The following is a 23,674-nucleotide window of genomic DNA, read 5'->3' as shown; positions in this document are numbered from 1 at the left end:
CAACGGACGGCGGCGGGTAGCACCGAACCTCGCCGCGTTAGCGTTGACGGATGCCCTATGGTCCGCCACTGCTGCTCGCTTCGTTGAATCCGATCGCCGTCGCCGCCGGGGACGACATTCCCGACGCCGTCACCATCGATGATGCCACCGTCTCGCGCAGTGATCTGCTGGGTTCGGCAACTTCGGTGGCCGAGCGGATCGCGCGCGCCGACCGCGTGGCGGTGCTGGCCGAACCCACCTTGCGCACGGTGATCGCCGTGGTCGGCTGCTTGATCGCCGGCGTGACCGTGGTGCCGGTGCCCCCGGATTCGGGGGTGGCCGAGCGTGCGCACATCCTGCGTGATTCGGGCGCCCAGGCATGGTTGGGCCCGGCACCCGAGGACACCGAGCTTCCGGTGGTGCCGGTGCGGTTGCACGCGCGCTCCTGGCACACCTACGCCGAACCCGACCCCGCGGCAATCGCTTTCATCCTCTACACCTCCGGCACCACCGGCGCGCCCAAGGGGGTGATGTTGAGTCGCGGCGCCATCGCCGCCGGACTCGACGCGCTCGCCGAAGCGTGGGACTGGACCCGCAAGGACACGCTGGTGCACGGACTCCCGCTGTTCCATGTGCACGGGTTGATCCTGGGCCTGCTCGGGCCGCTGCGGTTCGGCAGCCCGCTGATCCACACCGGTAAGCCGACACCCGAGGCGTATGCCGCGGCGGGTGGCAGCCTGTACTTCGGTGTGCCGACGGTCTGGTCGCGCATCGCCGAGAAGCCGGAGCTGGCCCAGGAATTGGGCAAGGCGCGGTTGCTCGTGTCGGGCAGCGCGCCACTGCCCGTGCCGGTCTTCGAGAAGCTGACCGAACTCACCGGCCAGGCGCCGGTGGAGCGCTACGGGATGAGCGAAACCATGATCACCCTGTCGACCCGGGCCGACGGTGAGCGCAGGCCCGGCTGGGTGGGGACACCGGTGCGCGGGGTGCACACCCGTTTGCGCGACGAGGCCGGTGAACCCGTGCCGCACGACGGCACGAGCATCGGTGCCCTGCAAGTTCGTGGGCCCATGCTCTTCGACGGGTACCTCAACCGTCCCGAGGCGACCGCCCAGGACTGGACCGAGGACGGGTGGTTCCGTACCGGTGACGTCGCCGTCATCGACGCCGGCGGATTTCATCGCATCGTCGGCCGCGAGTCCATCGACCTGATCAAGTCCGGCGGCTACCGCATCGGCGCCGGAGAGGTCGAAACCGTGTTGCTGGGGCATCCGGCGGTCGCCGAGGCCGCCGTGGTGGGCCTGCCCGATGACGACCTCGGCCAGCGCATCGTGGCCTTTGTCGTCGCGCGCTCCACGGTGTCCGATGGATTGGGCGCCGAGCTCACCGACTATGTCGAAGCGCAGCTTTCGGCCCACAAGCGACCCCGCGAGATCCGGTTCGCCGATTCGCTGCCACGTAATGCCATGGGCAAGGTGCAGAAGAAGCAACTCGGCTGAGGGCCGCTGATCTCACCCGCGCCGCGCGATACTTCCCCGTGCGCTGAGTTTGCGGATCGGCGCGATCAGCGTGCGATAGACCGGCCGCACCACCCGGCCCGGCAGGTACCGGTGCCGTTCCTCCTCCCACACCCGTGCGCGGTGGTGCGAGGCCAGCGGTGACCACTTGTCCGGATCCGGTGGCGCGGCGGTGTGGAAGGTGATGCGGCACAGGTGTTTGGTGTTGATGAACCCGTATTGGCTCGGGCTCACCAACCGCACCGGGGCGCCGTGATCACTGTCGAGCGGCTGACCGTCGAGCCGATCGGCGATCAGCACGTCCGCGGCCAGTGCGTCGTCGAGTTCGACGATCGACTCGAACCCGTCGAGACCCTCGAACACGACGTGCGAGATCGGCGTACCCGGCGCGAGCAACGGCTCGACCCGCAGACGATAGACCGTCGCGAACGGTGTTCCCTCCCAGCGCAACCCGGTGGCGGACCAGCCGGCCACGCAGTGGAAGTCGGCCGTCATCTCTCGCCGGTCCAGTCCCGCCAGCTCACCCGCCGGCACCCGGACCGGCGCACGCACCGCCCCGTCGATCTCGATCACCGGGTGCTCGGGGACCGGCGGCGGCGGATGATGCAGATGCGTCCCGAAGCGCGGAAATCCCTCGACGACCCGCTGCCCAGGTGGAAGTGTCATACCGATCCTCCGTCTTATACGCCACCGTATACGTGCCTGAGCGTACGCCGCGACCACCCCGCCGTCGAGGGGGCCGTGCCCGGCTCACGACGAAAAGGCCCCGCACTCGAAATCGAGTGCGGGGCCCTTTACCGATCAGATCAGGGCTGGCCGGTGGCGAAGGCGATGACGGCGTCCAGGAACTCCTGGCCACCCATCACGTAACCGCCGATGAGCATGCCGGCGGGGATGGTGATCAGCCACAGGAACGGGATGAACGCGCCGATGATGCCACCGATGACGATGCCGGGCATGTTCTTGTTGACCTGGTGCATGAGCCGGTCGTAGGAGCTGATGTCCTTCAGCTCCGCGACATCGCCCAGCGCGGCCTGGTCTTCGGGGGTCATGCTGGCGGCCAGCTTGACGGTGCGCCCGTCGTCGCTGATCTCCTGGTTCACCGCGATCGGCAGGCCGCCGACCTCCGAGCTCAGCGGCGTCCGGTCGATGGTGGTGCCGTCTTCGGTCTTGAGCAGCACGGCGTTGCCATCGGGAGCGAGCTCGAACCGGCCGCTGTCGACCGCCCAGGTGATGGTCTTGTCGGCGGGCGACACCGTGGTGTTGTAGTTGATCCCGTGGGTCTCACCCGAAGTCACGCCCCCCGCAGTCACCACTGGCTGCTCGGTCGCCACAGCGGGCTGACCGTGAGCGGTGGCAGCGGTAATCCCCACCGCGGCGACCGCCATGACAACAGCAGTAGTGAACTTTCCGAACTTCATATTTCTGAATCCCTCCGCATTCGAAGCTGCCCCGATCGGGGCGGCGAATTCACGCTAACGGATGCGAAATTGGTTGCCACAGTTGAGGGTCCGTATTCAACAAACCGCAATGTTTGCCGGATTAGTAAAATGCGGGCATTTCAATCATTGGCGTGCAGGGCGGCATTGAGCTCGATACCGGTGCCCTTACGCGCCACGACCTCCACCGCACCGGTGACGGAATTGCGACGGAACAGCAGATTGTCGCGACCGGCGAGGGTGGCGGCCTTGACCACGCTGCCGTCGGGGCCGGTGACCTTGGTGCCCGCGGTCAGGTACAGCCCCGCCTCGAGCACGCAGTCGTTGCCCAGCGGAATGCCGAGACCGGCGTTGGCGCCGAGCAGGCAGCGCTCACCGACCGAGATCACCGTGGTGCCGCCACCGGACAGGGTGCCCATCGTCGACGCGCCGCCACCGATGTCGGAGCCGTCGCCCACCACCACGCCGGCCGAGATCCGGCCCTCGACCATCGAATTGCCCAGGGTGCCCGCATTGAAGTTGACGAAGCCCTCGTGCATGACGGTGGTGCCCGAGGCCAGGTGCGCACCGAGGCGCACCCGGTCGGCGTCGCCGATGCGCACACCGGAGGGCACCACGTAATCGACCATGCGCGGGAACTTGTCGACACTGAGCACCGTCACCGGACCGCGGGCGCGCAGCTTCAGCCGGGTCTGCTCGAAACCGTCGACCGCGCACGGGCCGTGGTTGGTCCACACCACGTTGCTGAGCAGGCCGAACTGGCCGTCGAGGTTGATGGCGTGCGGCTGCACCAGGCGGTGCGAGAGCAGGTGCAGGCGCAGGTACACCTCGTGCGCGTCGGCGGGGGCGGCCGACAGGTCGGCGATGGTGGTGCGCACCGCGACCACGTCCACCCCGCGGGCGGCGTCCGGGCCGAGGAGCTCGGCGAACTCGGGCACGTCGGCGGCGTCGAGGCGCTGGGAACCGGTTTCGGTGAACTCGCCCAGTTCGGGACTGGGGTACCAGGTGTCGAGGACGGTGCCGTCCGAGGTCACATTGGCGATTCCGACTGCGGTTGCTCCCTGAATACTCACGGTGCCCATTTTGCCGCGTCCGCGCCCGCGGCGTGTTCGCGGCCCCCTCGGGTCGGCGCGATTCCGGTTTGCGGTGGCGGTCCGTACTACTCTCGAGACGTGACTCTCGATTTGCGCGCCGATCCCGTTCAGTTGACCGCAGCCCTGGTCGACGTGCCCAGTGTGTCGCGTGACGAGGACAAGATCGCGGATCTGGTCGAGCGCGCGGTGCGGGAGCAGACCACCGGGTTCGAGATCCTGCGGCACGGCAACGTGGTGATGGCGCGCACGCATCGGGGGCTCCCGACCCGGGTGATCCTGGCCGGGCACCTCGACACCGTGCCGATCGCCGACAACGTGCCGAGCCGGCCCGCCGAAGTCGACGGTGAGCCGGTGCTCTTCGGCTGCGGCACCGTGGACATGAAGTCCGGTGACGCGGTGTTCCTGCACCTGGCCGCCACCATCACCGACCCCGCCCACGATCTCACGCTGATCTTCTACGACGGCGAGGAGATCGCCGCGGAGTTCAACGGCCTCAACCACATCGAACGTGACCTGCCCGACTGGCTCGACGGAGACCTGGCCGTGCTCGGCGAACCGTCCGGCGGCTGGATCGAAGCGGGCTGTCAGGGCACGCTGCGGGTACGGCTGAGCGCCGCGGGCGTGCGCGCGCACTCGGCGCGTGCATGGCTGGGCGACAACGCCATCCACGCGATGGCCCCGGTGCTGGCGCGGTTGTCGGCTTATGAGGCGCGCCAGGTCGACATCGACGGGTGCGTGTACCGCGAGGGCCTGTCGGCGGTGCGGATATCCGGTGGGGTGGCGGGCAATGTGGTGCCCGACGTGGCCGAGGTGGACGTGAACTTCCGTTTCGCCCCCGACCGCACCGTCGAACAGGCCGTCGCCCACGTGCGCGAGGTCTTCGACGGACTCGACGTGTCGTTTGCGGTCACCGATTCCTCCCCGGGTGCGTTGCCCGGTCTCACCGCCCCGGCCGCGCGCCGCCTGATCGATTCGGTCAACGCCCACGGTGGCGGCGGGGTGCGCGCCAAGTACGGCTGGACCGATGTGTCGCGCTTCGCCGCTCGCGGTATCCCCGCCGTGAACTTCGGGCCGGGCGATCCCAACCTCGCGCACAAACGTGACGAGCACGTGCCGCTGCGGCAGATCACCGCCGTCACCGCCATGTTGCGCACCTACCTGTCCGCCGGGTGACCGGGCGCCCCAGTAGCGTGGAGGCCATGTCTACCGATTCCGCGGATGAACAGGGTGGGAAGGCCGGACCGGCGGCGAAGTTCGGCGGCCCGGTGATGTTCCGGCGTGACCGCAAGCCCGACGGGCGCACCGCGGACCGCAACCTGCTCGACACCCGGCAGGACAGCGGGTGGGTGCACACCGATCCGTGGCGGGTGCTGCGTATCCAGGCCGAGTTCGTCGAGGGTTTCGGCGCGCTCGCCGAGGCGCCGCCCGCAGTGACCGTGTTCGGGTCGGCGCGCACCCCGATCGATCACCCCGAGTACGCGGCCGGTCTGGCCATCGGCACCGCGCTCAGCGAGGCCGGGTTCGCCGTGATCACCGGCGGCGGGCCCGGGGCGATGGAAGCCGCCAACCGTGGTTGCTCCGAGGCGGGCGGGTATTCGATCGGGCTCGGTATCGAGCTGCCCTTCGAACAGGGGCTCAACGACTGGGTGGACCTGGGTATCAACTTCCGGTACTTCTTCGTCCGCAAGACGATGTTCGTGAAGTACTCGCAGGCCTTCGTCTGCCTGCCCGGCGGCTTCGGCACCCTCGACGAACTGTTCGAGGCGTTGACCCTGGTGCAGACCCGCAAGATCACCCGCTTCCCGATCATCCTGTTCGGTACCGCCTACTGGTCGGGGCTCGTCGATTGGCTGCGTGAATCGCTGGGCGGGACCGGCAAGATCTCGCCGGCGGACCTGGACCTGATCCAGGTCACCGACAGTGTCGAGGAGGTCGTGCGCATCGTCACGGGCGAGACCGGTGAAGGCACCGACAGGTGAGCTACTCGATCTGTGTCTACTGCTCGGCCAGCACCACCGAACCCGAACTGATCGACCTCGCCGCCCGGGTGGGCACCGAAATCGCCCGGCGGGGTTGGCAACTGGTCTCCGGTGGCGGCCACGTGTCGATGATGGGCGCCGTCGCCACCGCCGCGCGGGCGGGCGGCGCGCACACCGTGGGAGTGATCCCGAAACATCTGGTGCACCGCGAGGTGGCCGATGTCGACGCCGACGAACTGATCGTCACCGACACCATGCGCCAGCGCAAACAGCTGATGGAAGAACGCGCCGACGCCTTTCTCACCCTGCCCGGCGGGATCGGCACGCTCGAGGAGTTCTTCGAAACCTGGACCGGCGGTTATCTCGGCGAACACCGCAAACCGGTGGTGGTACTGGACGCGAACGGCTTCTACGACGGGCTGTTCCGCTGGATCGATGGCATGTCCGAACGCAGAATTGTGACGCAGCAGGCCCGTGACCGCATCATCGTGGCCGCCGACCTGCCCGCTGCGTTCGCCGCGCTGCGGCCGGCCGAGGGGTAGGAGAAAGCACATGAGTACAAACACCCGCGACACGGTGAGCGTGTTCGACCTGGTCAAGAAACTGCCCGCGATGGCACTGGACGTGCCGGGCATGCTGCGCAACGCGCGTGGAATGCTGGTGGGGCCCACCGACACCGCCTCGGTGGGCCTGTACTTCCAGCGGGTCGCCCACCGCAGGCCCGACCGGGTGTTCCTGCGTTTCGAGGGCCGCTCCTACACCTACCGCGCCGCCAACAGCGAGGTGAACCGCTACGCCGCAGTGCTTTCCGGGCGCGGCGTCGAGCGCGGTGACGTGGTGGGCGTGCTGATGACCAACCGCCCCGAAACCCTGTTCACCGTGCTCGCGGTGCTCAAGCTCGGTGCCACCGTGGGTCTGCTCAACTACAACCAGCGCGATCAGGTGCTCGCGCACAGCATCGGTCTGCTCGGCAGTGTGATCAACGTGGTCGGCGAGGAGTGCGCCGAAGCGCTGGACTCGCTGCCCGAACCCGCCGCGAACGTGCTCTCCGCCGAGGAACTGGCCGAATCCGCCCGCACCGCCACCGATGCCGACCCGGCCGTGTGCGCGCAGGTGACCGCGGGCGAACGCGCCTTCCTGATCTTCACCTCCGGCACCACCGGCATGCCCAAGGCCAGCGTGATGACCCATCATCGCTGGACCAAGAGCATGTCGGGCCTGGGCGGGCTCGGTATCCGGTTACACGGCGACGACGGCCTGTACTGCTGTCTGCCGCTGTATCACAACAACGCGCTCACGGTCGCGTTGTCGGCGGTGCTCGCCGGTGAGGCGACCTATGTGCTGGCACGCAAGTTCTCGGCGTCGGGATTCTGGGCGGAGATCGCCCGCGAGCGCGCCACCGCGTTCATCTACATCGGTGAACTGTGCCGCTACCTGCTGAACCAGCCGGTGCGCCCCGGCGAGGCACACAACCGGGTGCGCCTGGCCGTGGGCAACGGCTTGCGACCCGAACTGTGGGACGAGTTCCGCCGCCGCTTCGACATCGCCCGGGTGGTGGAGTTCTACGGGTCGAGCGAGGCGCCGCTGGCCTTCGTCAACGCCTTCGGAGTGGATCGGACCGCCGGCCTGTGCCCGCTGCCGTACGCGGTCGTCGAATACGACGACGAGACCGGCAAGCCGCGCCGCGGCCGAAACGGCAAGCTGCGCAAAGTGGGTTCCGGTGGGGTGGGACTGCTGCTGGCGAAGGTGAACAACCGCCAGCCCTTCGACGGCTACACCGACGCCGAAGCCACCGAATCAAAGCTGGTGCGCGACGCCTTCAAGCCGGGTGACTGCTGGTTCGACACCGGTGACCTGGTACGCGACCAGCACTGGTGGCACATCGCCTTCGTCGACCGGCTCGGCGACACCTTCCGCTGGAAGGGTGAGAACGTGGCGACCACCGAGGTGGAGGGCGCGCTGGGCCAGCATCCGAGCGTCGAGCAGGCGGTCGTGTTCGGCGTCGACATCCCCGGCACCGATGGCAAGGCGGGCATGGCCGCGATCACCTTGCATCCCGATGCCGAATTCGACGGCGAATCGCTGGCCGCCACCGTGTACGAGCGGTTGCCGCTCTACGCCGTGCCGCTGTTCGTCCGGGTGGTCGACGAGCTCGAGCAGACCACCACGTTCAAGAGCCGCAAGGTGGAACTGCGCAAGCAGGGCTACGCCGCGGAGGCCGAGGGACAGCTGTATGTGCTCGCCGGCCCCACCAGCGGCTACATTCGGGCCTACGACGACTACGCCGCCGACGTCGCCGCAGGTAAAGCCCCGAGATAGCCAGGTCATGTCTGATTCCGCAGTCCAGCCCGCGCTGCCCACCTTCTGTGGGCGACCCGTGGCCACCGATCGTGCGCTGGTGATGGCGATCGTGAACCGCACCCCCGACTCGTTCTACGACCGCGGCGCGACCTTCAGCGACGAGGCCGCGCTGCGGCGAGTGGCGCGCGCGGTCGACGAAGGCGCCGACCTGGTCGACATCGGCGGAGTGAAGGCCGGACCGGGCAGCACGGTGGACGCGGCCGAGGAATCGCGGCGGGTGGTGCCGTTCGTCGCGGCGATCCGGGAGAAGTACCCCGAGCTGCTGATCAGCGTGGACACCTGGCGCGGGGAGGTCGCCCGGGCCGCGGTGGCCGTCGGCGCCGACCTGATCAACGACACCTGGGCGGGCGCGGACCCCGATCTGGTCCGGGTGGCCGCCGAGACGGGCGCGGGCATCGTCTGCAGCCACACCGGTGGCGCCGTGCCGCGCACCCGCCCGCACCGGGTGCGCTACACCGATGTGGTGGCCGAGGTGACCGCGACCGTGGTGGCCGCGGCCGAGCGCGCCGCCGCCGCCGGGGTGCGCCGCGACGGAATCGTGATCGACCCCACCCACGACTTCGGAAAGAACACTTATCACGGGCTCGAGTTGTTGCGCGGAATCGACGGTCTTGTAAATACCGGGTGGCCAGTTCTGATGGCACTGAGCAACAAGGATTTTATCGGGGAGACTCTAGGGGTAGGTCTGAGTGAGAGGGTCGAGGGCACACTGGCGGCCACCGCGTGGTCGGCCGCCGCGGGCGCTCGAATCTTCCGGGTCCACGAAGTCGCCGAGACCCGGCGGGTCGTGGACATGATCGCCGCAATCCAGGGCATCCGGCCCCCCGCACGAACTCTGCGAGGTCTGGCATGAAAATCCAACACCGCGAGCCCGCCTGGGCCACCACCCACACCTGGGACAACCCTGACTGGACCGTCGGCGACCTGGTCGCCGCCAAGGCGGGCCGCACCGTTTCGGTGGTGCTGCCCGCGCTGAACGAGCAGGACACCGTCGCCGAAGTGGTGGCCAGTATCCGGCCACTGGTCGGCACCCTGGTCGACGAACTGATCGTGCTCGACTCCGGCTCCACCGACGCCACCGCCCGGCGGGCCCGCGCGGCCGGCGCCGAGGTGGTCACCCGCGAGGAGGCCGTGCCCGAACTCGAGCCGGTTCCCGGCAAGGGTGAGGTGCTGTGGCGTTCGCTGGCCTGCACCACCGGTGACCTGATCGCCTTCGTCGACTCCGATCTCATCGACCCCGACCCGGCCTTCGTGCCCAAACTGCTCGGCCCGCTGCTGACCGTGCCGGGCACCCACCTGTCCAAGGCCTACTACCGCCGCCCGCTGCGCCACGGCGAGTCGGTGGACGCCCACGGGGGCGGACGGGTCACCGAGCTCGTCGCCCGCCCGCTGCTGGCGGCCCTGCGTCCGGAACTGGCCCAGGTGCTGCAGCCGCTCGGCGGCGAATACGCCGGCACCAGGGAACTGCTCACCGCCGTCCCGTTCGCGCCCGGCTACGGCGTGGAGATCGGGCTGTTGCTCGACACCTACGACAAGCTGGGTATGGACGCCATCGCCCAGGTCAACCTGGGGGTGCGCACCCATCGCAACCGCCCGTTGTCGGACCTGGGTGTGATGAGCCGCCAGATCCTCGGCACCGCGCTGGGCCGCAGCGGCGTCACCGACTCCGGTGCCGCCCTGACCCAGTTCCCGCTGGTCGGCGGCGAGTTCGTGGCCCATGCCACGGAGGTCTCCCTCGAAGATCGCCCACCGATGAAGACCTTGCGGCCCGAACAGGTCGCGGCCTGACCCTCGTCGCGGCCTGACCCTCGCGCACCGCACAGGCCCGGTTCGACACACCGCTGCGATCCTGCCTGGGCGCTCGCCTGTCACGTCGAGCGCCCGGGCTCGCGGTGAGCCGGACCGGTGACCGCTGCTGGGCACGAGGGTGAGGGCCGGTGGTGGAGCTGGGACCTGCAGGATGAGGGACCGTGGTGGAGCTGGGAGTTACGGGATGAGGGACCGGTCCTGGAGCTGGGAGCTGCAGGACGAGGGCCCGGTGGTGGAACTGGGGTTACAGGGCGAGGGGCCGGTGGTGGAGCTGAGAGCTGCAGGATGAGGGGCGGTGGTGGAGCTGGGAGCTGCAGGGCGAGGGCCGGTCGTGGAACTGGGTAGCTAAGGGGCGTGGTGTGGCCGCCGGTGGATGGGGCCGGTGAGCGCGGACAGGGGCCGGGCGGAGGTCTGTCCGCGGGTGGCGAGGATTTCGGCGAGGATGGAGATCGCGGTTTCCTCCGGGGTGTGAGCTGCCAGGTCCAGGCCGAGGGGGCTGCGCACGCGGGCGAGAGTGGCCTCGGGGAGTCCGAGTTCGCGGAGGCGGCGGGTGCGGTCGGTGTGGGCGCGGCGGGAGCCGAGGGCACCGATGAACGCGAGGGCGGGCAGTTGTAGCGCGGTGGCCAACGTGGGGACGTCGAACTTCGGGTCGTGGGTGAGCACGCAGACCACCGTGCGGTCGTCGAGGCGGCCCGCGTGCTGTTCGGCGGTCAGGTAGCGGTGCGGCCAATCGACGACGACCGCGTGGGCGGCGGGGAAGCGGGCGGCGGTGGTGAAGGTTTCGCGGGCGTCGACCACGGTGACGTGGTAGCCGAGCTGGGCGGCGGTGACGGTGAGCGCGCGGGTGTAGTCGTTGGCACCGGCCAGGATCAAGCGCGCGGGGCAGCCGAAGACCTGGACGAAGGTACGCGGGCGGTGCGCGGCGGCGGGCGTGCAGTCCTGGGCGCCGATCAAGCCGCTGCGGCCCGCGGCGAGCAGGGCCGCCGCATCACGGTCGAGATCTCGCCACGGCTCTGTCGAGCCGGGGTAGAACAGCTTCCGGTCCGGCGTCGCTGCCAACGTGGTGGCGTAGGCGAGCGGACGGTGCGCGGTGAGGGCATCGCGCAGCTCGCGCAGCAGCGGCGCGGCGGTGGGGTCGAGGCGTTCCACGAAGACCTCGATCTCGCCGCCGCACGGCAGGCCCGCCGTGAGTTCGTCGTCGGCGGCGAAACGTTCCAGGCTCGCGGCGCCGTCGAGCAGCACCTCAGCGGCGGTGGTGAGGACCGCCGCCTCCACACAGCCGCCGGAGAGTGAGCCGATCACCCGCCCGGCGCCGGTGACCGCCATCGCGGCGCCGACATCGCGGGGCGCCGCACCGGTGCGGTCGACGATTCTGGCCAGCGCCACGGGCTGATCGCGCAGCACCGTGAGCACCTGTCCGAGTAGATCGCGCATCGCACACCGGCCTTCGCCGAGTCGGTTGTGATCGTCCGGACCAGCCTAGCTATCGCCGGGCACGCGCATGCCGCGCGACTCAGCCCAGGATTTCGCGTTCCTGCAATTCGGCGGGCACGGCGCCGGAGTGGAAGAAGTCGCGGAACACCTCCACCGCGTGTTCGGCGGTGAAGACCTCTTCGGGGTAGACGTAGGTGTCGTCGTCACCGTGCGGCAGGTACACCGTGGGCAGGCCCATTCGGCTGCCCGCGAAGCCCAGAGTGAAGCGGCGGGTGATGTGGTCGACCGTGGTGCGCAACTGCAAGGTCATCGCCTCGGCCGAGCCGGCGCACCGCAGCGCGAGGCGGCCGCGGTCGGCGCTCACGGCCGCGGTCACCTCGGTGGCGGGCAGGGCCTCGGGCAGCACGGTGAGTTCGAGTGCGTAGCGCTGACGGCCGTCCATCCGGCGCAGTGGGCGCAGGAAGTTGTCCACGTCCTCGTGCGGGCCGATGAAGACCTTCAAACGGCCGCTGTAGGTCACGCGGTGGGTCGCCACGATGACGTCGTCGGCGATCGACGCCGCGTCGGACAGGGCGACGTTGCGGGGGTCCGGGTTGGGCGCGCGCACGGGCAGCACCCGGCACGCACCGGCCTCTGGAGACGAGAACACGTGAAGCTCACCTACTCACACTCGGTTACTCGCTAGCAATCTATCCATCGTGCACGGGTTGTGATCCATAACAATAGCGTGAGCCAGATCACAATGCGACGTTAGTTCAGATGCAGCTATGGCCGAATCCGGGTTGTAACCAACTTCGGGTCGGTTTCATGGCGATATACCGGTGTCAAAAGGTCCGCGTCTACGGGTTCGCCGGTCGTGCGGTCGTACCGAACGGCGATGAGGACCGAGAACAGATGCGTGCCGGCCCGCTCGTGCAAGGTGGACAGGCGAGTGGTCAGCAATCGGATCGCACCCAGCGAGCCGGGCGGGTGCAACCCGTCGATCAGCATGACGCTGCCGCGCCGGTCGGGCCGGGGCAGCCGGGCCAGGTACGCGATGTCGTGCGGTTCGCCACCGCCGGGCCGGTACACCCGGCGCGCCGCGCGGTCCTCGATCCCGCGCCGGGTGTCGCCGGCCCGGGTCACGGTGCGGCGCAGCCGGGGATCGGCCACGACCAGCTGACGCAGACTGGGGGACAGTTCCGGCCCGCCGAGTATCACCAGGCCGTCCCGGTTGAGATCGACCGGCCTGCCGGGCGCGAAGGTCTCCACCGTCGCGGCGAAACCGAGCTGGCGCAGCAGTTCGGCGAGGCGTTGCGCGGCGGCCGGGTCGGGGGCGCCGAGCAGCCTGCCCGCGCGGACCTCGGGGGCGAGCACGGTCAGCGATCCGTGTCCGAAGAACAGTCCTTCGGGTACCGGACCCTGGGTGCTCACCTGGTGGATTCGCGCCCGCGACAGGCCCGCCGCGGCGCCGATGCGGGCGAACGTCCAGCCGTCGGCATGGAGTTCGCGGATCACGGCGCGCCGGATCCTGGTGAGTTCGTTGATGGTCTGCTGGGCAGCCGCCACCCCGTCGGTGGCTGCTTTGAGTCTTTCGACCTTGTCTTCTATCGCGAAGACCCGTGCCACGTCATCGGCCGACATGTGCGAAGTCTAGACAGCTCGACCACGATTCGTGTCTATAACGATTGACATCGAACTGTCTTGTGCCACAACGGCTGTCGGCGCGAAATTGTCGGCAACCACAATAGTGCGAGGTCCGCGCGGCTGTTTCGGGTTCGCGCGACCCTGTGGCAAATGACGACCGTGCGGTGTGGTCTGGGCGTTATGTCGCGTCGGAATCGATCGGAGGGCGCTCGTTGTGATCCAGCGGCTTCTGTAGCGACGGCGACGTGGTCGGCGCGGTGCCGGGCATACCGCTGCTGGTACCGAACAGTTGTTTACGGTCGGGTACCGCGCCCTCGATATCGCGCAGCACCGAGTCGTCACCACCCAGCAGATGCTTGGTCACCGCGGCCCGTGGGCTCATCCCGCGCAGTTCGTTCAGCTCGGCCAGCGGCTTGCGCAGATCGTCGAATTCCGGTCCGAGCTCCTGTTTGAGCTGGGTGGTGGCCCCGCTGGCGTAATCGCGCACCTGACGCAGGGACGACGTGGTCCAGCGGACCGCGCCGGGCAGGCGCTCCGGGCCGAGGATCACGAGGGCGGCGACGAGCAGGATCATCATCTCGCCCCACCCGATGTTGCTGAACACGGATCCAGGCTACCTGTCCCGCGTCGGTCCAGCTCAGTCGGATTCGAGCGTGACCGGCACGTCCACCTGCCTGCCATCGCGGATCAACTGCACGTTCACCGTGTCGCCGATCTCGTGCGACTGCACGGCCACGACCAGCTCCTCGGGGCTGGTCACCTCACGGTCACCGATCTTGACGATCACATCGCCTTCGACGATGCCCGCCTTGGCGGCCGGGCTGCCCGCCACCACGTCGGCCACCGCTGCGCCGCTGCGCAGTTCGTTGGCCACGGCCTTGGTCCGGGCGCTGAGGCCGATCTGCGGGTGATTGATCTTGCCGTCGCGGATCAGGGTTTGCGACACGGTGGTCGCCACATCGACCGGAATGGCGAAGCCGAGGCCCATCGAACCGCCGCTCGTCGTCTTGATCGCGGTGTTGATCCCGATCAACCGCCCGGTCATGTCCACCAGGGCACCACCGGAGTTGCCCGGGTTGATCGCGGCGTCGGTCTGCACGGAATCGATCACGGCGTTGGTGTCGGTGCCCTCACCGCTGAGCGGGAACGGGCGGTTGACCGCGCTGACGATGCCCGTGGTGACGGTCTTCTTCAGGGCCAGCGGCGAACCGATGGCCAGTACTTCGTCGCCGACCTGGACGTCATCGGACTTACCGAGGTTCGCCTCGGTGAGATTGTCGGCCTCGACCTTCAACACCGCCAGATCGGTCTTGGGGTCACGCCCCACGAGCCGGCCTTCGACCCGGGTGTCGTCGGAGAACTGCACCTGGATCCGGGCATCGCCGGACTTGTCCGTAGCGGCCGCGGAGATCACGTGGTTGTTGGTGACGATGTAACCGTTCTCGGCGTCGAGCACCACGCCGGAACCGGCGGGCCCGCCGTCACCGATGATGACCTGGATCGAGACCACCGACGGCAGCACGGCGTCCGCGACCGCCGCGACCCGATTGTGGGGCCGTTCGCCGATGCCGGCGCTCTGCTCGAGGGTCACCTTGCGCGAGGTCAGGGTCGAGGCCGTCTCGGCGGTGATCCGGCCGACCAGACCGCCCATGAAGGCGATGCCGAGGGCGAGCGCGGCCAGCAGCGCCAGCGCCTTGGGCGCAACTCTGGAACCGAACAGCACTTCACGGGTGGACAGCTTGGACGCGACAGGCAAGCGTGCGGGCTCGGGAGTCTCGACGGCGGGCGCGCCCAGGCGCGCTCCGGCGGCCGGATCGCGCCACGGATGCACCGGACCGGCGATGGCCGCGGCGGGCTCCTCGGAACCGGGTTCACGCTGGAGCAGCTCGTCGGAGCCTTCGGGGCGGGCGAATGCCTCGGCCAGCACGCCGTCGGGCGGGCGCTGGCTCACCAGCGAGCCGGACTCGGCCGAGTCGCGCCGGGGTTCGTGCGGTGCGAACGAGCCCGCCTGCCCGTTCGGGCGGCGGAACGCGCGCGCGGTATGGCTGTCGATATGCGGCCGGTAGACCGGACGCGGGCCCAGCGTCGGCGCATCCGAGGGTCGCAGGTTCCCCCGAGAGGCCGCCGAATCCGAGTTTTCGGTCGATCCGGAATTCGTCGATTCGCCTGTCACGTCCGAGACTCTACTTGCGCCGCCACGTGGTCCACCGGGTCGCGGTGAAGGAATCGGTGAGGAATCCGAGAAATGCCTCGTTACGGCGCGGCGGTTCCGGTGCGTTGCCGGGGAGCTCGGCCAGCGGAATGCGGGTGAGACTGTCGTGCAGGCTGTGCGGAATCGCCACTTCGGCGGCCCGGCGCAAGGCGATCCGGGCCTGCTGCTGGGCGTCGACCTCGCTCGCGCATTCGGGGCAGACCGAAAGATGCTGGGCGGCGCGCAGATACGCGTTCATGCGCAGTTCGCCGTCGACGTAGGCTGCGATCGCCTCGCTGGCCAGGTGCTCGGTGGGCTGGAAGCGCGAGGAACGACCTGAAGCACTGGGATCCACGCTCATGCGGAGTTCTTCCTTTTCGACAACATCAACCGAGAGGCCCGGTGTCGCCGTGACCGGCGTTCACCTTGCGTGGGCGTCAGCGGAGTACCGCTGCTCAGCTTCCATTATGCGCAAGGTGCTCGCGCAGTGCCTGGCGCCCGCGATGAATCCGGCTGCGCACGGTGCCCAGCTTCACGCCGAGCGTCGCGCCGATCTCCTCGTAGGACAAGCCCTCGATGTCACACAGCACGACCGCGGCGCGGAACTCCGGGGCCAGCGCGTCGAGCGCTTTCTGCAGGTCGGGGTCGAGTCGGGAGTCGTGGTAGGCGTCTTCGGGGGTGGGGCCCTCGGCGGGGACGCGGTCGTAGTCCTCGGGTAAAGCCTCCATGCGGATGCGGTTACGCCGGCGGACCATGTCGAGGAAAAGATTGGTGGTGATGCGGTGCAGCCAGCCCTCGAAGGTGCCCGGCTGGTAGTTCTGCAGGGAGCGGAACACCCGGATGAAGGTGTCCTGGGTGAGGTCCTCGGCGTCCTGGGCGTCACCGGAGAGACGGTAGGCCAGCCGGTAGACCCGGTCGGCGTGCTCGCGGACCAGCTCGTCCCAGGACGGCATGACGGTGCGATCACCGGTGGCGTCGAAGGCGGCGGTGCCGGTGAGTTCGGCGTCGAACTCGTCGTCGGCGGAGGGGAGGAAGTCGGCGGGGAGAGTCTGGTCGGGCAGTGTGGCGTCGGTGCGCGCCGTGTCTACCATCGGGATGGGACACCTCCTACTCGGGACCGCTGGCACGGGAGGCGAGCTGGTCCGGGTCAGCGAACCTTGCGTAGGGATCAACCGGCAATCGTGTGTGATTGTTCCCGTGCCTCGTGCCCGCCGCGATCGGCTGGCCTTGCGTAGGGCAACTATTTCCTGCCGCGATATGGGGCAGGTGTGGAGACCCTGAGTGTGACCTGAGAATTCGTGCCGATCTCGAGCCTATCCCCATCGGCAACCGAACAACAGCAGTTCGCAGGCGATTGTGCCCGATCCGCAAACTGCTGGCAATTGTTCGCAAATGACACGACACTCGGCCACCTCGGCCCCTTCGCTGAATACACAGACCCCTCCGGTGGCTTAGCCTCTAGCTGTGGCATCGAACGTGGAGCGGAACCTGGCCTATGTGGAGGAGTCCGTCGTCGAGGACGACGTCCTCCTCGACGCGCGCGAGCGGGCCACCGAATTGGGCGCCGCCCCCGTACCGGCTTCGGTCGGCGCGCTGCTGAGCATGTACGCGCAGATGCTGGGCGCGCGGGCGGTCGTCGAGGTGGGCACCGGGGCAGGCGTGAGCGGGCTGTGGCTGCTCGACGGCATGCGCGAGGACGGCACGCTCACCACGATCGATTCCGAACCCGAACATCAGCGCGCGGCCAAGGAAGCCTTCCGTGCCGCCGAGATCGCCCCGGCCAGATCCCGGCTGATCAACGGCCGCGCCCTCGATGTGCTGCCGCGACTCGCCGACGGCGCCTACGACCTCGTCTTCGTCGACGCGTCCCCGATGGAACATCCGCTCTACGTCGAGCAGGGCGTGCGCCTGCTGCGCGAGGGCGGGGCGTTCATCCTCAACAACGCGCTGCTCGGCGGCCGCGTCCCCGACTCCGACCAGCGCGACCCGGCCACCCAGGCGGTACGCGCGGCCACCCGCGCCATCGCGGAGAACCCCGAGCTCACCAGCGTGCTGATCCCGATCGGTGACGGCCTGCTCTGCGCCTCACGCGGCTGAGTCATTTGCGGCTGGCGCCGCGTGGTTCTCGGCCTGTTGCTCCGTCTTTGGCGGCTGGCGCCGCGTGGTTCTCGGCCTGTTCCCTTGATCTTCCCTCCCGCCGGGTACTCCTTCGTCGCACCCTCTGGTCAGTCCAGATCAAGGCGGCCGAGAACCTAACCGACCCAGATGCCCTTGCCGACGGTGACGACCCCGCCGTTGCTGACCGCGAACCGCTCCCGGTCGCGGTCGAGGTCCACCCCGATGATCTCGCCCTCGCCGACCACCACGTTCTTGTCCAGGATCGCGTGCCGCACCACCGCGCCACGCCCGATCCGGACCCCCGGCATCAGCACGCTGCCCTCCACGGTGGCGCCGTCGTCGATCATCACGTTCGAACTCAGCACGGAATTGCGGACCGTGGCCGCCGACAGGATCGAACCCGCGCCGACGATGGATTCCTGCGCCAGGCCGCCGCGGGCGAACTTGGCCGGCGGCAGGTTCTCGGCGGCACCGCGGATCGGCCAGTGCTTGTTGTAGAGGTTGAACACCGGGTGCACCGAGACCAGGTCCATGTGCGCCTCGTAGAACGCGTCGATGGTGCCCACGTCGCGCCAGTAGCCGCGGTCGCGGTCGGTGGCGCCCGGCACGTCGTTGTCGGCGAAGTCGTAGACGGCGGCCTGACCCGCGGCGACCAGCGCGGGAATGATGTCGCCACCCATGTCGTGATCGGAGTCGGAGTTCTCGGCATCGGCCCGGATCGCCTCGACCAGCACCCGCGTGGTGAACACGTAATTGCCCATCGACGCGAACGTCACGTTCGGGTCGTCGGGCGTGCCCGGTGGATGCGCCGGTTTCTCCAGGAACTGGACGATCCGGGCCGACTCGTCGGAATCGATGCACCCGAAGGCGCTGGCCTCGCTGCGCGGCACCCGGATACCGGCCACGGTGACACCCGCGCCCGAGGCGATGTGGCTGGCCACCATCTGCTCGGGGTCCATCCGATACACGTGATCGGCGCCGAAGACCACGATGTAGTCGGGATCCTCGTCGTAGATCAGGTTGAGCGACTGCATGATCGCGTCGGCGCTGCCGGTGTACCAGCGCGGGCCGAGCCGCTGCTGAGCCGGTACGGGGGTGATGTACTCACCGGTGAAACCCGACAGCCGCCAGGTCTGGGAGATGTGGCGGTCCAGCGAGTGTGATTTGTATTGGGTGAGCACACACAACCGCAGATATCCCGCGTTGACGAGATTGCTGAGGACGAAATCGATCAGCCGGTACGCGCCGCCGAACGGGACCGCGGGCTTGGCGCGGTCTGCGGTGAGCGGAAACAGTCGTTTGCCCTCGCCACCGGCGAGCACGATCCCGAGTACGTGCGGCTGGCTCCTCACCCTGTCAAAGTACAGGCCCGCCGGGCTCGCGGTGGCTCATGGACACCCGAGGGTTTAATTTGGACCGGTGAGTGATGGCACCGACAGCGCGCGGACACCGGCCGGCGCGCTGCGCGTGGCGATGCTGACCCGGGAGTACCCGCCGGAGGTGTACGGCGGTGCGGGAGTGCACGTCACCGAACTCACCGCCCGGCTGCGCGCACTGTGCGAGGTGACGGTGCACTGCATGGGCGCGCCGCGCCGCACAGCGGTCGTGCACCGGCCCGATCCCGACCTCTACGCGGCCAATGCCGCCCTGCAGATGATGTCGGCGCAGCTGCGGATGGCCGATGCCGCCGGCGGTGTGGAAGTGGTGCATTCGCACACCTGGTACACCGGGCTCGCCGGGCACCTGGCGGGTGCGCTGTACGGCATCCCGCACGTGCTGACGGCGCATTCGCTCGAACCGCGGCGGCCGTGGAAGGCCGAGCAACTCGGCGGCGGGTACCGGCTCTCGTCGTGGTCGGAACGCAATGCGATGGAGCACGCCGACGCCGTCATCGCGGTGAGCCAGGGCATGCGCCACGACGTGCTCGACGCCTACCCCGCCATCGACGCGGACCGAGTGCACGTGGTGCACAACGGCATCGACGCGAGCGTGTGGCACCCCGGCCTGCCCGCCGACGCCGAGCTACCGGTGCTCGAACGGCTCGGGGTGCGCACCGACCGGCCGATCGTGTCCTTCGTCGGGCGGATCACCCGGCAGAAAGGCGTGGCCCACCTGCTGGCCGCCGCCGACCGTTTCGACCCCGACATCCAGCTGGTGCTGTGCGCGGGCGCCGCCGACACCAGGGAACTCGAGCTGGAAGTGGCCGCGGCCGTGGACGGACTGCAACGCCACCGCGGCAACGTGTTCTGGGTGAAGGAGATGCTGCCGACCGAACAGGTGCGCCAGATCCTCTCCGCCTCCGCGGTTTTCGTGTGCCCCTCGGTGTACGAGCCGCTGGGGATCGTCAATCTGGAGGCGATGGCGTGCGCGACGGCTGTCGTGGCCTCGGATGTGGGCGGGATTCCCGAGGTGGTCGCCGACGGTGTCACCGGGCGGTTGGTGCACTACGACCCGGTGGCGACCGAGGAATACGAGCGCGGACTCGCCGCCGCGGTGAACGAGGTGGCCGGTGACGCGGAGCTGTCCGGGCGCTTCGGGCGAGCCGGACGGGAGCGCGCCATCGCGGAGTTCGACTGGGCGCGGATCGCCGAGCAGACGGTCGAGGTGTACCGCAGCGTGCTGCGGTAGCCGGCCGTGCCGTACGTGGTTTCGGGTGCCGCGGTTCTTGGCCGTGCCGTACGTGGGTTCGGTGTGCCGCAGTTGTTGGTCGTGCCGGACGTAGGTTCGGTGTGCTGCGGTTGTCGGCTGTGCCAGACGTGGGTTCGGGGTGCCGCAGCAGCCGACAGGCTCGGCAGGACGCTCGGCGGCGTGTGCGTGAGGGGATCGGGTCGGCAGGGTGTGGCGGTCAGGGATTCGGCACGTAAGTGGAGACGGCGACCGATGCCGTCACTTCGGTGCTGTCGGTGAGGGCGGCGATGCGGGGATCGTCGGCGGGGGTGCCGTGGAAGGCCGACGGGCCCATGGCGACCACGTTGGTGACGTCGGCGCGGGAGAGCTTCATCGGGAATTCGACGAGGGTGTGCTCGGTGCGGGTGAAGGTGTCGCCCAGCGCCGCGGCGAGGCGGCGGTCCTTGTCCGGGTCCACCTGCACCATGCCGAGTGGTTCGATCAGCTCACCCAGATGACGCGCGGTCGGCGTGGCCACCACGAAGCGTCCACCGGGCGCGAGGACCCGGGCCACCTCGGCGGGGTTGCGCGGGGCGAACACCGACAGCACACCGGTGAGGACGCCGTCGCGGATCGGGAGGCCGCGCCAGGCGTCGGCCAGGATCGACGCGAGGCCGGGATGGGCGCGGGCGGCCCGGCGGGCAGCTGGTTTGGCCACGTCGAGGGCGATGCCGCGCAGGCCGGGGTAGGTGGTCAGCACCGTGGCGAGGTAGTAACCGGTGCCCGCACCGATCTCGAGCATCGGGCCGTCCGGTGTCGCGGCCGAGCCGGATGCGCCGGCCCGGAAAGCGTGCGCGACGGCCTCGGCTATGGGAGCGAAGTGGCCCGCGCCCTGGAAGGCGGCGCGGGCGTCGAGCATGGCGGGGGTGTCGCCGGTCATCTTCGTCGACGCACCGGTGAGCAGCCCGACATAACCCTGGCGGGCGATGTCGAAACTGTGCCCGTGGTCGCACCGTAGTGCGCGGTCGCGCTGTCGTAAGGGGTCGCCGCACTCCGGGCAGGCCAGGAGTGCGGCGATCTCGGTGAGTGCTGTCAGCTGGTGACGCTCTTCAGTTCGTCACCGAGTGCCGCAGCCTCGTCCGGTGTGAGTTCGACGACCAGACGCCCGCCACCCTCGAGTGGAACCCGCATGACGATTCCACGACCTTCCTTGGTTGCCTCGAGGGGACCGTCCCCGGTACGGGGCTTCATGGCCGCCATCCTCTGCTCCCTCCAGATCTGCGCGGTGGTTCTGCGCACTGTTTCTCGTCTGCCGGTTGTCGCCAACCAGCGGGCTCGCCGATGTTCGGCGGGCCACACTGGTCCTATTCTTCCCTATTGCCGTCTCGGGCGGACACCTGAGTAGCAAATCTGACTCAGGAGTCGGTTCCGTTCGATGCGGCTTGCACCCAGCAAACCTCCAGGTGGTCGTCCACCATCCCGGTCGCCTGCATCAGCGCGTAGGCGGTGGTGGGGCCGACGAATGCGAAGCCCCGGCGCTTCAATTCCTTTGCCAGAGCGACGGATTCAGGTGTGGTGGCAGGCACATCCGCCAACGTCGCCGGCCGGGGGCGCGGTGCGGGTGCGAACGAACACACCAGCTCGTCGAGGGGCACCGGAAGGCCGCGAGCAACCCGCGCGTTCGCGATGGCCGCGTCGATCTTGGCGCGGTTGCGCACGATGCCCGCGTCGCCGAGCAGCCGGGCGCGATCGGTGTCGTCGAAGGCGGCCACCTCGGGGATACGGAAGCCGGCGAACGCGGCGCGGAACGCGGGCCGCTTACGCAGGATGGTGATCCAGGCGAGCCCGGACTGGAACGCCTCGAGACAGAGCCGTTCGAACATGGCGTCGGCGCCGTGCAGGGGCTTGCCCCATTCGGTGTCGTGGTAGTCGCGGTAGAGCTGCGAACCGTTCGACCAGTCACACCGGCGCAGGCCGTCGTCGACCAGCTCGCTCACGAGTGGTCCTGGCCGGCCGACACCTGCTCGCGCCACTGCCGCGCCCGCGCCAGCTCGAACTCGAGCTCATCGATGCGCTCGGCCAGCCGGCCCAGCGCCCAGTCCACCTCGTCGGCCTTGTACCCGCGCACCACCTGCTGGAACCGCAGCGCGCGCACGTCGGCGCCGGTGATGCGGTCGGCGGGCAGCACCGTCGCCGTGGTGCCCTCGGGCAGCGGCCCGAGCTCCTCGGACCGCCCGAACACCGCGCTGGCGACGAGGAACAACATCGCCGCGACCAACCCGACTATGAGCACGTAGAGAAGCAGCGTCAGCATGCTTCCACTTTAAGGAGGCGGCCGCCGGATCAGAGGTGGCGGGTGGTGTCGATACCCAGCGACATGCCCGCCAGGCCGCGCTTGCGGATGGCGAGTTTGTCGGCGACACCCTGCAGGGCGATCGCTGCCGGGTTCTCGGGGTCGCTGAGCACGATCGGGTTGCCGTCGTCGCCACCTTCGCGCAGGGCCTGCTCGATCGGGATCTGGCCCAGCAGGGGCACGGTGGAGCCGACGGCGCGGGTGAGGCGGTCGGCGACCACCTGGCCGCCGCCGGAACCGTAGAGCTCCATCCGGGAGCCGTCGGGCAGGTCGAGCCAGGACATGTTCTCCACCACACCCGCGATGCGCTGACGGGTCTGCAGCGCGATCGCACCCGCGCGTTCGGCCACCTCGGCGGCCGCGATCTGCGGGGTGGTGACGACCAGGATCTCGGCGCTGGGGATCAGCTGGGCCAGCGAGATCGCCACGTCACCGGTGCCGGGCGGCAGGTCGAGCAGCAGCACGTCCAGGTCGCCCCAGAACACGTCGGCGAGGAACTGCTGCAGCGCGCGGTGCAGCATCGGGCCACGCCACACCACGGGGGTGTTGCCCTCGGTGAACTGCGCGATCGAGATCATCTTCACGTCGTGCGCGACCGGCGGCATGATCATCCGCTCCACCTGGGTGGGGCGGGCGTCGGTGCCGAGCATGCGCGGGATGGAGTGGCCGTAGATGTCGGCGTCGAGCACGCCCACCGACAGGCCACGCTCGGCCAGCGCCACGGCGAGGTTGGCGGTGACGCTGGACTTGCCCACCCCGCCCTTGCCGGAAGCCACCGCGTAGACCCGGGTGAGCGAACCGGGCTGGGCGAACGGGATCACCGGTTCGGCCGAGTCGCCGCGCAACGACTTGCGCAGCTCGGTGCGCTGTTCGTCGTTCATCACGTCGAGGTCCACGCTCACCGCACCGGCCCCCGGCACGTCCGCGACGGCCTTGGTGACCCGGTCGATGATCTCGGTCCGCAGCGGGCACCCGGAGGTGGTCAGATAGATCTCGACGTGCACGTCACCGCTGTCGGCGATGGCGACGCTCTTGACCATGCCCAACTCGGTGATCGGTTTGCGGATCTCCGGGTCGTCGACCTTCGCGAGACCGGCCCGCACGTCCGCTTCCGTAATCACTGGCATATGCCCGATATTAGGGTGCTCCGAATTCGTCTGGGGTCCT

At 69.1% G+C, this 23,674-nt stretch carries 25 protein-coding genes; 9 read left to right on the top strand and 16 right to left on the bottom strand.

From position 1 onward, the window contains the following. The first annotated feature begins 50 nt into the window (after window positions 1–50). A complete protein-coding gene (locus ACFO5K_RS15130) occupies window positions 51–1,478 on the top strand; it encodes an acyl-CoA synthetase (RefSeq protein WP_378562127.1) in 1,428 nt (475 codons plus the stop codon). A 12-nt stretch (window positions 1,479–1,490) separates the two neighbouring features. On the opposite strand, the gene ACFO5K_RS15125 is transcribed toward ACFO5K_RS15130, so the two are convergent. The 3 genes from ACFO5K_RS15125 to dapD all read right to left on the bottom strand — a co-directional run bounded on the left by ACFO5K_RS15125 (window position 1,491) and on the right by dapD (window position 4,008). Next, window positions 1,491–2,162, bottom strand: a complete 672-nt coding sequence (locus ACFO5K_RS15125; RefSeq protein ID WP_378562124.1) for a molybdopterin-dependent oxidoreductase — start codon at window positions 2,160–2,162, stop codon at window positions 1,491–1,493. 140 nt (window positions 2,163–2,302) lie between these two features. Further along, complete coding sequence (locus ACFO5K_RS15120) at window positions 2,303–2,917, bottom strand: hypothetical protein (RefSeq protein ID WP_378562121.1); 615 nt, start codon at window positions 2,915–2,917, stop codon at window positions 2,303–2,305. Window positions 2,918–3,057: 140 nt separating this feature from the next. Beyond that, on the bottom strand, window positions 3,058–4,008 hold the full coding sequence (gene dapD / locus ACFO5K_RS15115) for a 2,3,4,5-tetrahydropyridine-2,6-dicarboxylate N-succinyltransferase (RefSeq protein WP_378562118.1): 951 nt from the start codon (window positions 4,006–4,008) through the stop codon (window positions 3,058–3,060). A 99-nt stretch (window positions 4,009–4,107) separates the two neighbouring features. On the opposite strand from dapD, the gene dapE reads away from it, so the two are divergent. Genes dapE through ACFO5K_RS15085 form a run of 6 tightly spaced genes read left to right on the top strand, consistent with a single transcriptional unit; the run spans window position 4,108 to window position 10,157 of the window. Further along, a complete protein-coding gene (gene dapE, locus ACFO5K_RS15110) occupies window positions 4,108–5,202 on the top strand; it encodes a succinyl-diaminopimelate desuccinylase (protein ID WP_378562115.1) in 1,095 nt (364 codons plus the stop codon). A 26-nt stretch (window positions 5,203–5,228) separates the two neighbouring features. After that, entirely contained in the window at window positions 5,229–6,008 is a 780-nt protein-coding gene (locus tag ACFO5K_RS15105; protein ID WP_378562112.1) for an LOG family protein, read from the top strand. Further along, on the top strand, window positions 6,005–6,550 hold the full coding sequence (locus ACFO5K_RS15100) for an LOG family protein (RefSeq protein ID WP_378562110.1): 546 nt from the start codon (window positions 6,005–6,007) through the stop codon (window positions 6,548–6,550). Before ACFO5K_RS15105 ends, ACFO5K_RS15100 begins: the two co-directional genes overlap by 4 nt. Before the next feature lie 10 nt (window positions 6,551–6,560). Further along, window positions 6,561–8,327 carry a long-chain-acyl-CoA synthetase gene (locus ACFO5K_RS15095; RefSeq protein WP_378562107.1) on the top strand — a complete coding sequence of 589 codons (1,767 nt, stop codon included), beginning with the start codon at window positions 6,561–6,563 and terminating at the stop codon, window positions 8,325–8,327. A 7-nt stretch (window positions 8,328–8,334) separates the two neighbouring features. Continuing rightward, the gene (folP, locus tag ACFO5K_RS15090; protein WP_378562104.1) at window positions 8,335–9,222 is read left to right on the top strand and encodes a dihydropteroate synthase; all 888 of its coding nucleotides are present in this window, start codon (window positions 8,335–8,337) and stop codon (window positions 9,220–9,222) included. Next, window positions 9,219–10,157, top strand: a complete 939-nt coding sequence (locus ACFO5K_RS15085) for a glucosyl-3-phosphoglycerate synthase (RefSeq protein ID WP_378562102.1) — start codon at window positions 9,219–9,221, stop codon at window positions 10,155–10,157. Before folP ends, ACFO5K_RS15085 begins: the two co-directional genes overlap by 4 nt. Before the next feature lie 366 nt (window positions 10,158–10,523). Here the strand turns inward: ACFO5K_RS15085 and ACFO5K_RS15080 are convergent, their stop codons facing one another. The 7 genes from ACFO5K_RS15080 to sigE all read right to left on the bottom strand — a co-directional run bounded on the left by ACFO5K_RS15080 (window position 10,524) and on the right by sigE (window position 16,520). After that, entirely contained in the window at window positions 10,524–11,612 is a 1,089-nt protein-coding gene (locus ACFO5K_RS15080) for an XdhC family protein (RefSeq protein WP_378562099.1), read from the bottom strand. 79 nt (window positions 11,613–11,691) lie between these two features. Further along, window positions 11,692–12,261 carry a hypothetical protein gene (locus ACFO5K_RS15075; protein ID WP_378562097.1) on the bottom strand — a complete coding sequence of 190 codons (570 nt, stop codon included), beginning with the start codon at window positions 12,259–12,261 and terminating at the stop codon, window positions 11,692–11,694. A 116-nt stretch (window positions 12,262–12,377) separates the two neighbouring features. Continuing rightward, on the bottom strand, window positions 12,378–13,235 hold the full coding sequence (locus ACFO5K_RS15070) for a hypothetical protein (RefSeq protein WP_378562094.1): 858 nt from the start codon (window positions 13,233–13,235) through the stop codon (window positions 12,378–12,380). Window positions 13,236–13,416: 181 nt separating this feature from the next. Beyond that, the gene (tatB, locus tag ACFO5K_RS15065) at window positions 13,417–13,842 is read right to left on the bottom strand and encodes a Sec-independent protein translocase protein TatB (RefSeq protein WP_378562091.1); all 426 of its coding nucleotides are present in this window, start codon (window positions 13,840–13,842) and stop codon (window positions 13,417–13,419) included. 33 nt (window positions 13,843–13,875) lie between these two features. After that, window positions 13,876–15,411 carry a S1C family serine protease gene (locus tag ACFO5K_RS15060; protein ID WP_378562088.1) on the bottom strand — a complete coding sequence of 512 codons (1,536 nt, stop codon included), beginning with the start codon at window positions 15,409–15,411 and terminating at the stop codon, window positions 13,876–13,878. Window positions 15,412–15,421: 10 nt separating this feature from the next. Next, window positions 15,422–15,790: a zf-HC2 domain-containing protein gene (locus tag ACFO5K_RS15055; RefSeq protein WP_378562086.1), complete on the bottom strand. Its 369-nt coding sequence runs from the start codon at window positions 15,788–15,790 to the stop codon at window positions 15,422–15,424. Window positions 15,791–15,884: 94 nt separating this feature from the next. Continuing rightward, window positions 15,885–16,520 carry an RNA polymerase sigma factor SigE gene (sigE, locus tag ACFO5K_RS15050; protein ID WP_378562084.1) on the bottom strand — a complete coding sequence of 212 codons (636 nt, stop codon included), beginning with the start codon at window positions 16,518–16,520 and terminating at the stop codon, window positions 15,885–15,887. Window positions 16,521–16,893: 373 nt separating this feature from the next. Between sigE and ACFO5K_RS15045 the strand changes: the two genes are divergently transcribed. Beyond that, window positions 16,894–17,526 carry an O-methyltransferase gene (locus tag ACFO5K_RS15045; protein WP_378562082.1) on the top strand — a complete coding sequence of 211 codons (633 nt, stop codon included), beginning with the start codon at window positions 16,894–16,896 and terminating at the stop codon, window positions 17,524–17,526. A 155-nt stretch (window positions 17,527–17,681) separates the two neighbouring features. On the opposite strand, the gene glgC is transcribed toward ACFO5K_RS15045, so the two are convergent. Continuing rightward, entirely contained in the window at window positions 17,682–18,899 is a 1,218-nt protein-coding gene (glgC, locus tag ACFO5K_RS15040; protein ID WP_378562080.1) for a glucose-1-phosphate adenylyltransferase, read from the bottom strand. Window positions 18,900–19,008: 109 nt separating this feature from the next. On the opposite strand from glgC, the gene glgA reads away from it, so the two are divergent. After that, the gene (glgA, locus tag ACFO5K_RS15035; protein WP_378563871.1) at window positions 19,009–20,175 is read left to right on the top strand and encodes a glycogen synthase; all 1,167 of its coding nucleotides are present in this window, start codon (window positions 19,009–19,011) and stop codon (window positions 20,173–20,175) included. Window positions 20,176–20,392: 217 nt separating this feature from the next. On the opposite strand, the gene ACFO5K_RS15030 is transcribed toward glgA, so the two are convergent. The 5 genes from ACFO5K_RS15030 to ACFO5K_RS15010 form a co-directional block, all read right to left on the bottom strand. Continuing rightward, window positions 20,393–21,232, bottom strand: a complete 840-nt coding sequence (locus tag ACFO5K_RS15030) for a putative RNA methyltransferase (RefSeq protein ID WP_378563868.1) — start codon at window positions 21,230–21,232, stop codon at window positions 20,393–20,395. Between the two features lie 14 nt (window positions 21,233–21,246). Next, window positions 21,247–21,414 carry a DUF3117 domain-containing protein gene (locus ACFO5K_RS15025; protein WP_011211259.1) on the bottom strand — a complete coding sequence of 56 codons (168 nt, stop codon included), beginning with the start codon at window positions 21,412–21,414 and terminating at the stop codon, window positions 21,247–21,249. 155 nt (window positions 21,415–21,569) lie between these two features. Further along, the gene (locus ACFO5K_RS15020) at window positions 21,570–22,151 is read right to left on the bottom strand and encodes a DNA-3-methyladenine glycosylase I (protein WP_378562078.1); all 582 of its coding nucleotides are present in this window, start codon (window positions 22,149–22,151) and stop codon (window positions 21,570–21,572) included. Then, on the bottom strand, window positions 22,148–22,468 hold the full coding sequence (locus tag ACFO5K_RS15015; RefSeq protein ID WP_378562075.1) for a DivIVA domain-containing protein: 321 nt from the start codon (window positions 22,466–22,468) through the stop codon (window positions 22,148–22,150). Before ACFO5K_RS15015 ends, ACFO5K_RS15020 begins: the two co-directional genes overlap by 4 nt. Window positions 22,469–22,497: 29 nt before the next feature. Continuing rightward, entirely contained in the window at window positions 22,498–23,634 is a 1,137-nt protein-coding gene (locus ACFO5K_RS15010) for an Mrp/NBP35 family ATP-binding protein (protein ID WP_378562072.1), read from the bottom strand. Window positions 23,635–23,674 lie beyond the last annotated feature (40 nt).

The organism is Nocardia halotolerans (assembly GCF_042650145.1).
Taxonomy (GTDB): domain Bacteria; phylum Actinomycetota; class Actinomycetes; order Mycobacteriales; family Mycobacteriaceae; genus Nocardia; species Nocardia halotolerans.
Note: the sequence above shows the minus strand (reverse complement) of the source record. Positions and strands in the feature narration are given on the sequence as shown.

Coding starts and splice junctions, on each gene's coding strand:
- ACFO5K_RS15025 (WP_011211259.1), bottom strand. CDS start 21,414: ATGGCGGCCATGAAGCCCCGTACCGGGGACGGTCCCCTCGAGGCAACC.
- folP (WP_378562104.1), top strand. CDS start 8,335: ATGTCTGATTCCGCAGTCCAGCCCGCGCTGCCCACCTTCTGTGGGCGA.
- ACFO5K_RS15095 (WP_378562107.1), top strand. CDS start 6,561: ATGAGTACAAACACCCGCGACACGGTGAGCGTGTTCGACCTGGTCAAG.
- ACFO5K_RS15105 (WP_378562112.1), top strand. CDS start 5,229: ATGTCTACCGATTCCGCGGATGAACAGGGTGGGAAGGCCGGACCGGCG.
- ACFO5K_RS15125 (WP_378562124.1), bottom strand. CDS start 2,162: ATGACACTTCCACCTGGGCAGCGGGTCGTCGAGGGATTTCCGCGCTTC.
- ACFO5K_RS15080 (WP_378562099.1), bottom strand. CDS start 11,612: ATGCGCGATCTACTCGGACAGGTGCTCACGGTGCTGCGCGATCAGCCC.
- sigE (WP_378562084.1), bottom strand. CDS start 16,520: ATGGTAGACACGGCGCGCACCGACGCCACACTGCCCGACCAGACTCTC.
- ACFO5K_RS15010 (WP_378562072.1), bottom strand. CDS start 23,634: ATGCCAGTGATTACGGAAGCGGACGTGCGGGCCGGTCTCGCGAAGGTC.
- ACFO5K_RS15055 (WP_378562086.1), bottom strand. CDS start 15,790: ATGAGCGTGGATCCCAGTGCTTCAGGTCGTTCCTCGCGCTTCCAGCCC.
- ACFO5K_RS15015 (WP_378562075.1), bottom strand. CDS start 22,468: ATGCTGACGCTGCTTCTCTACGTGCTCATAGTCGGGTTGGTCGCGGCG.
- ACFO5K_RS15070 (WP_378562094.1), bottom strand. CDS start 13,235: ATGTCGGCCGATGACGTGGCACGGGTCTTCGCGATAGAAGACAAGGTC.
- ACFO5K_RS15130 (WP_378562127.1), top strand. CDS start 51: ATGCCCTATGGTCCGCCACTGCTGCTCGCTTCGTTGAATCCGATCGCC.
- ACFO5K_RS15085 (WP_378562102.1), top strand. CDS start 9,219: ATGAAAATCCAACACCGCGAGCCCGCCTGGGCCACCACCCACACCTGG.
- ACFO5K_RS15120 (WP_378562121.1), bottom strand. CDS start 2,917: ATGAAGTTCGGAAAGTTCACTACTGCTGTTGTCATGGCGGTCGCCGCG.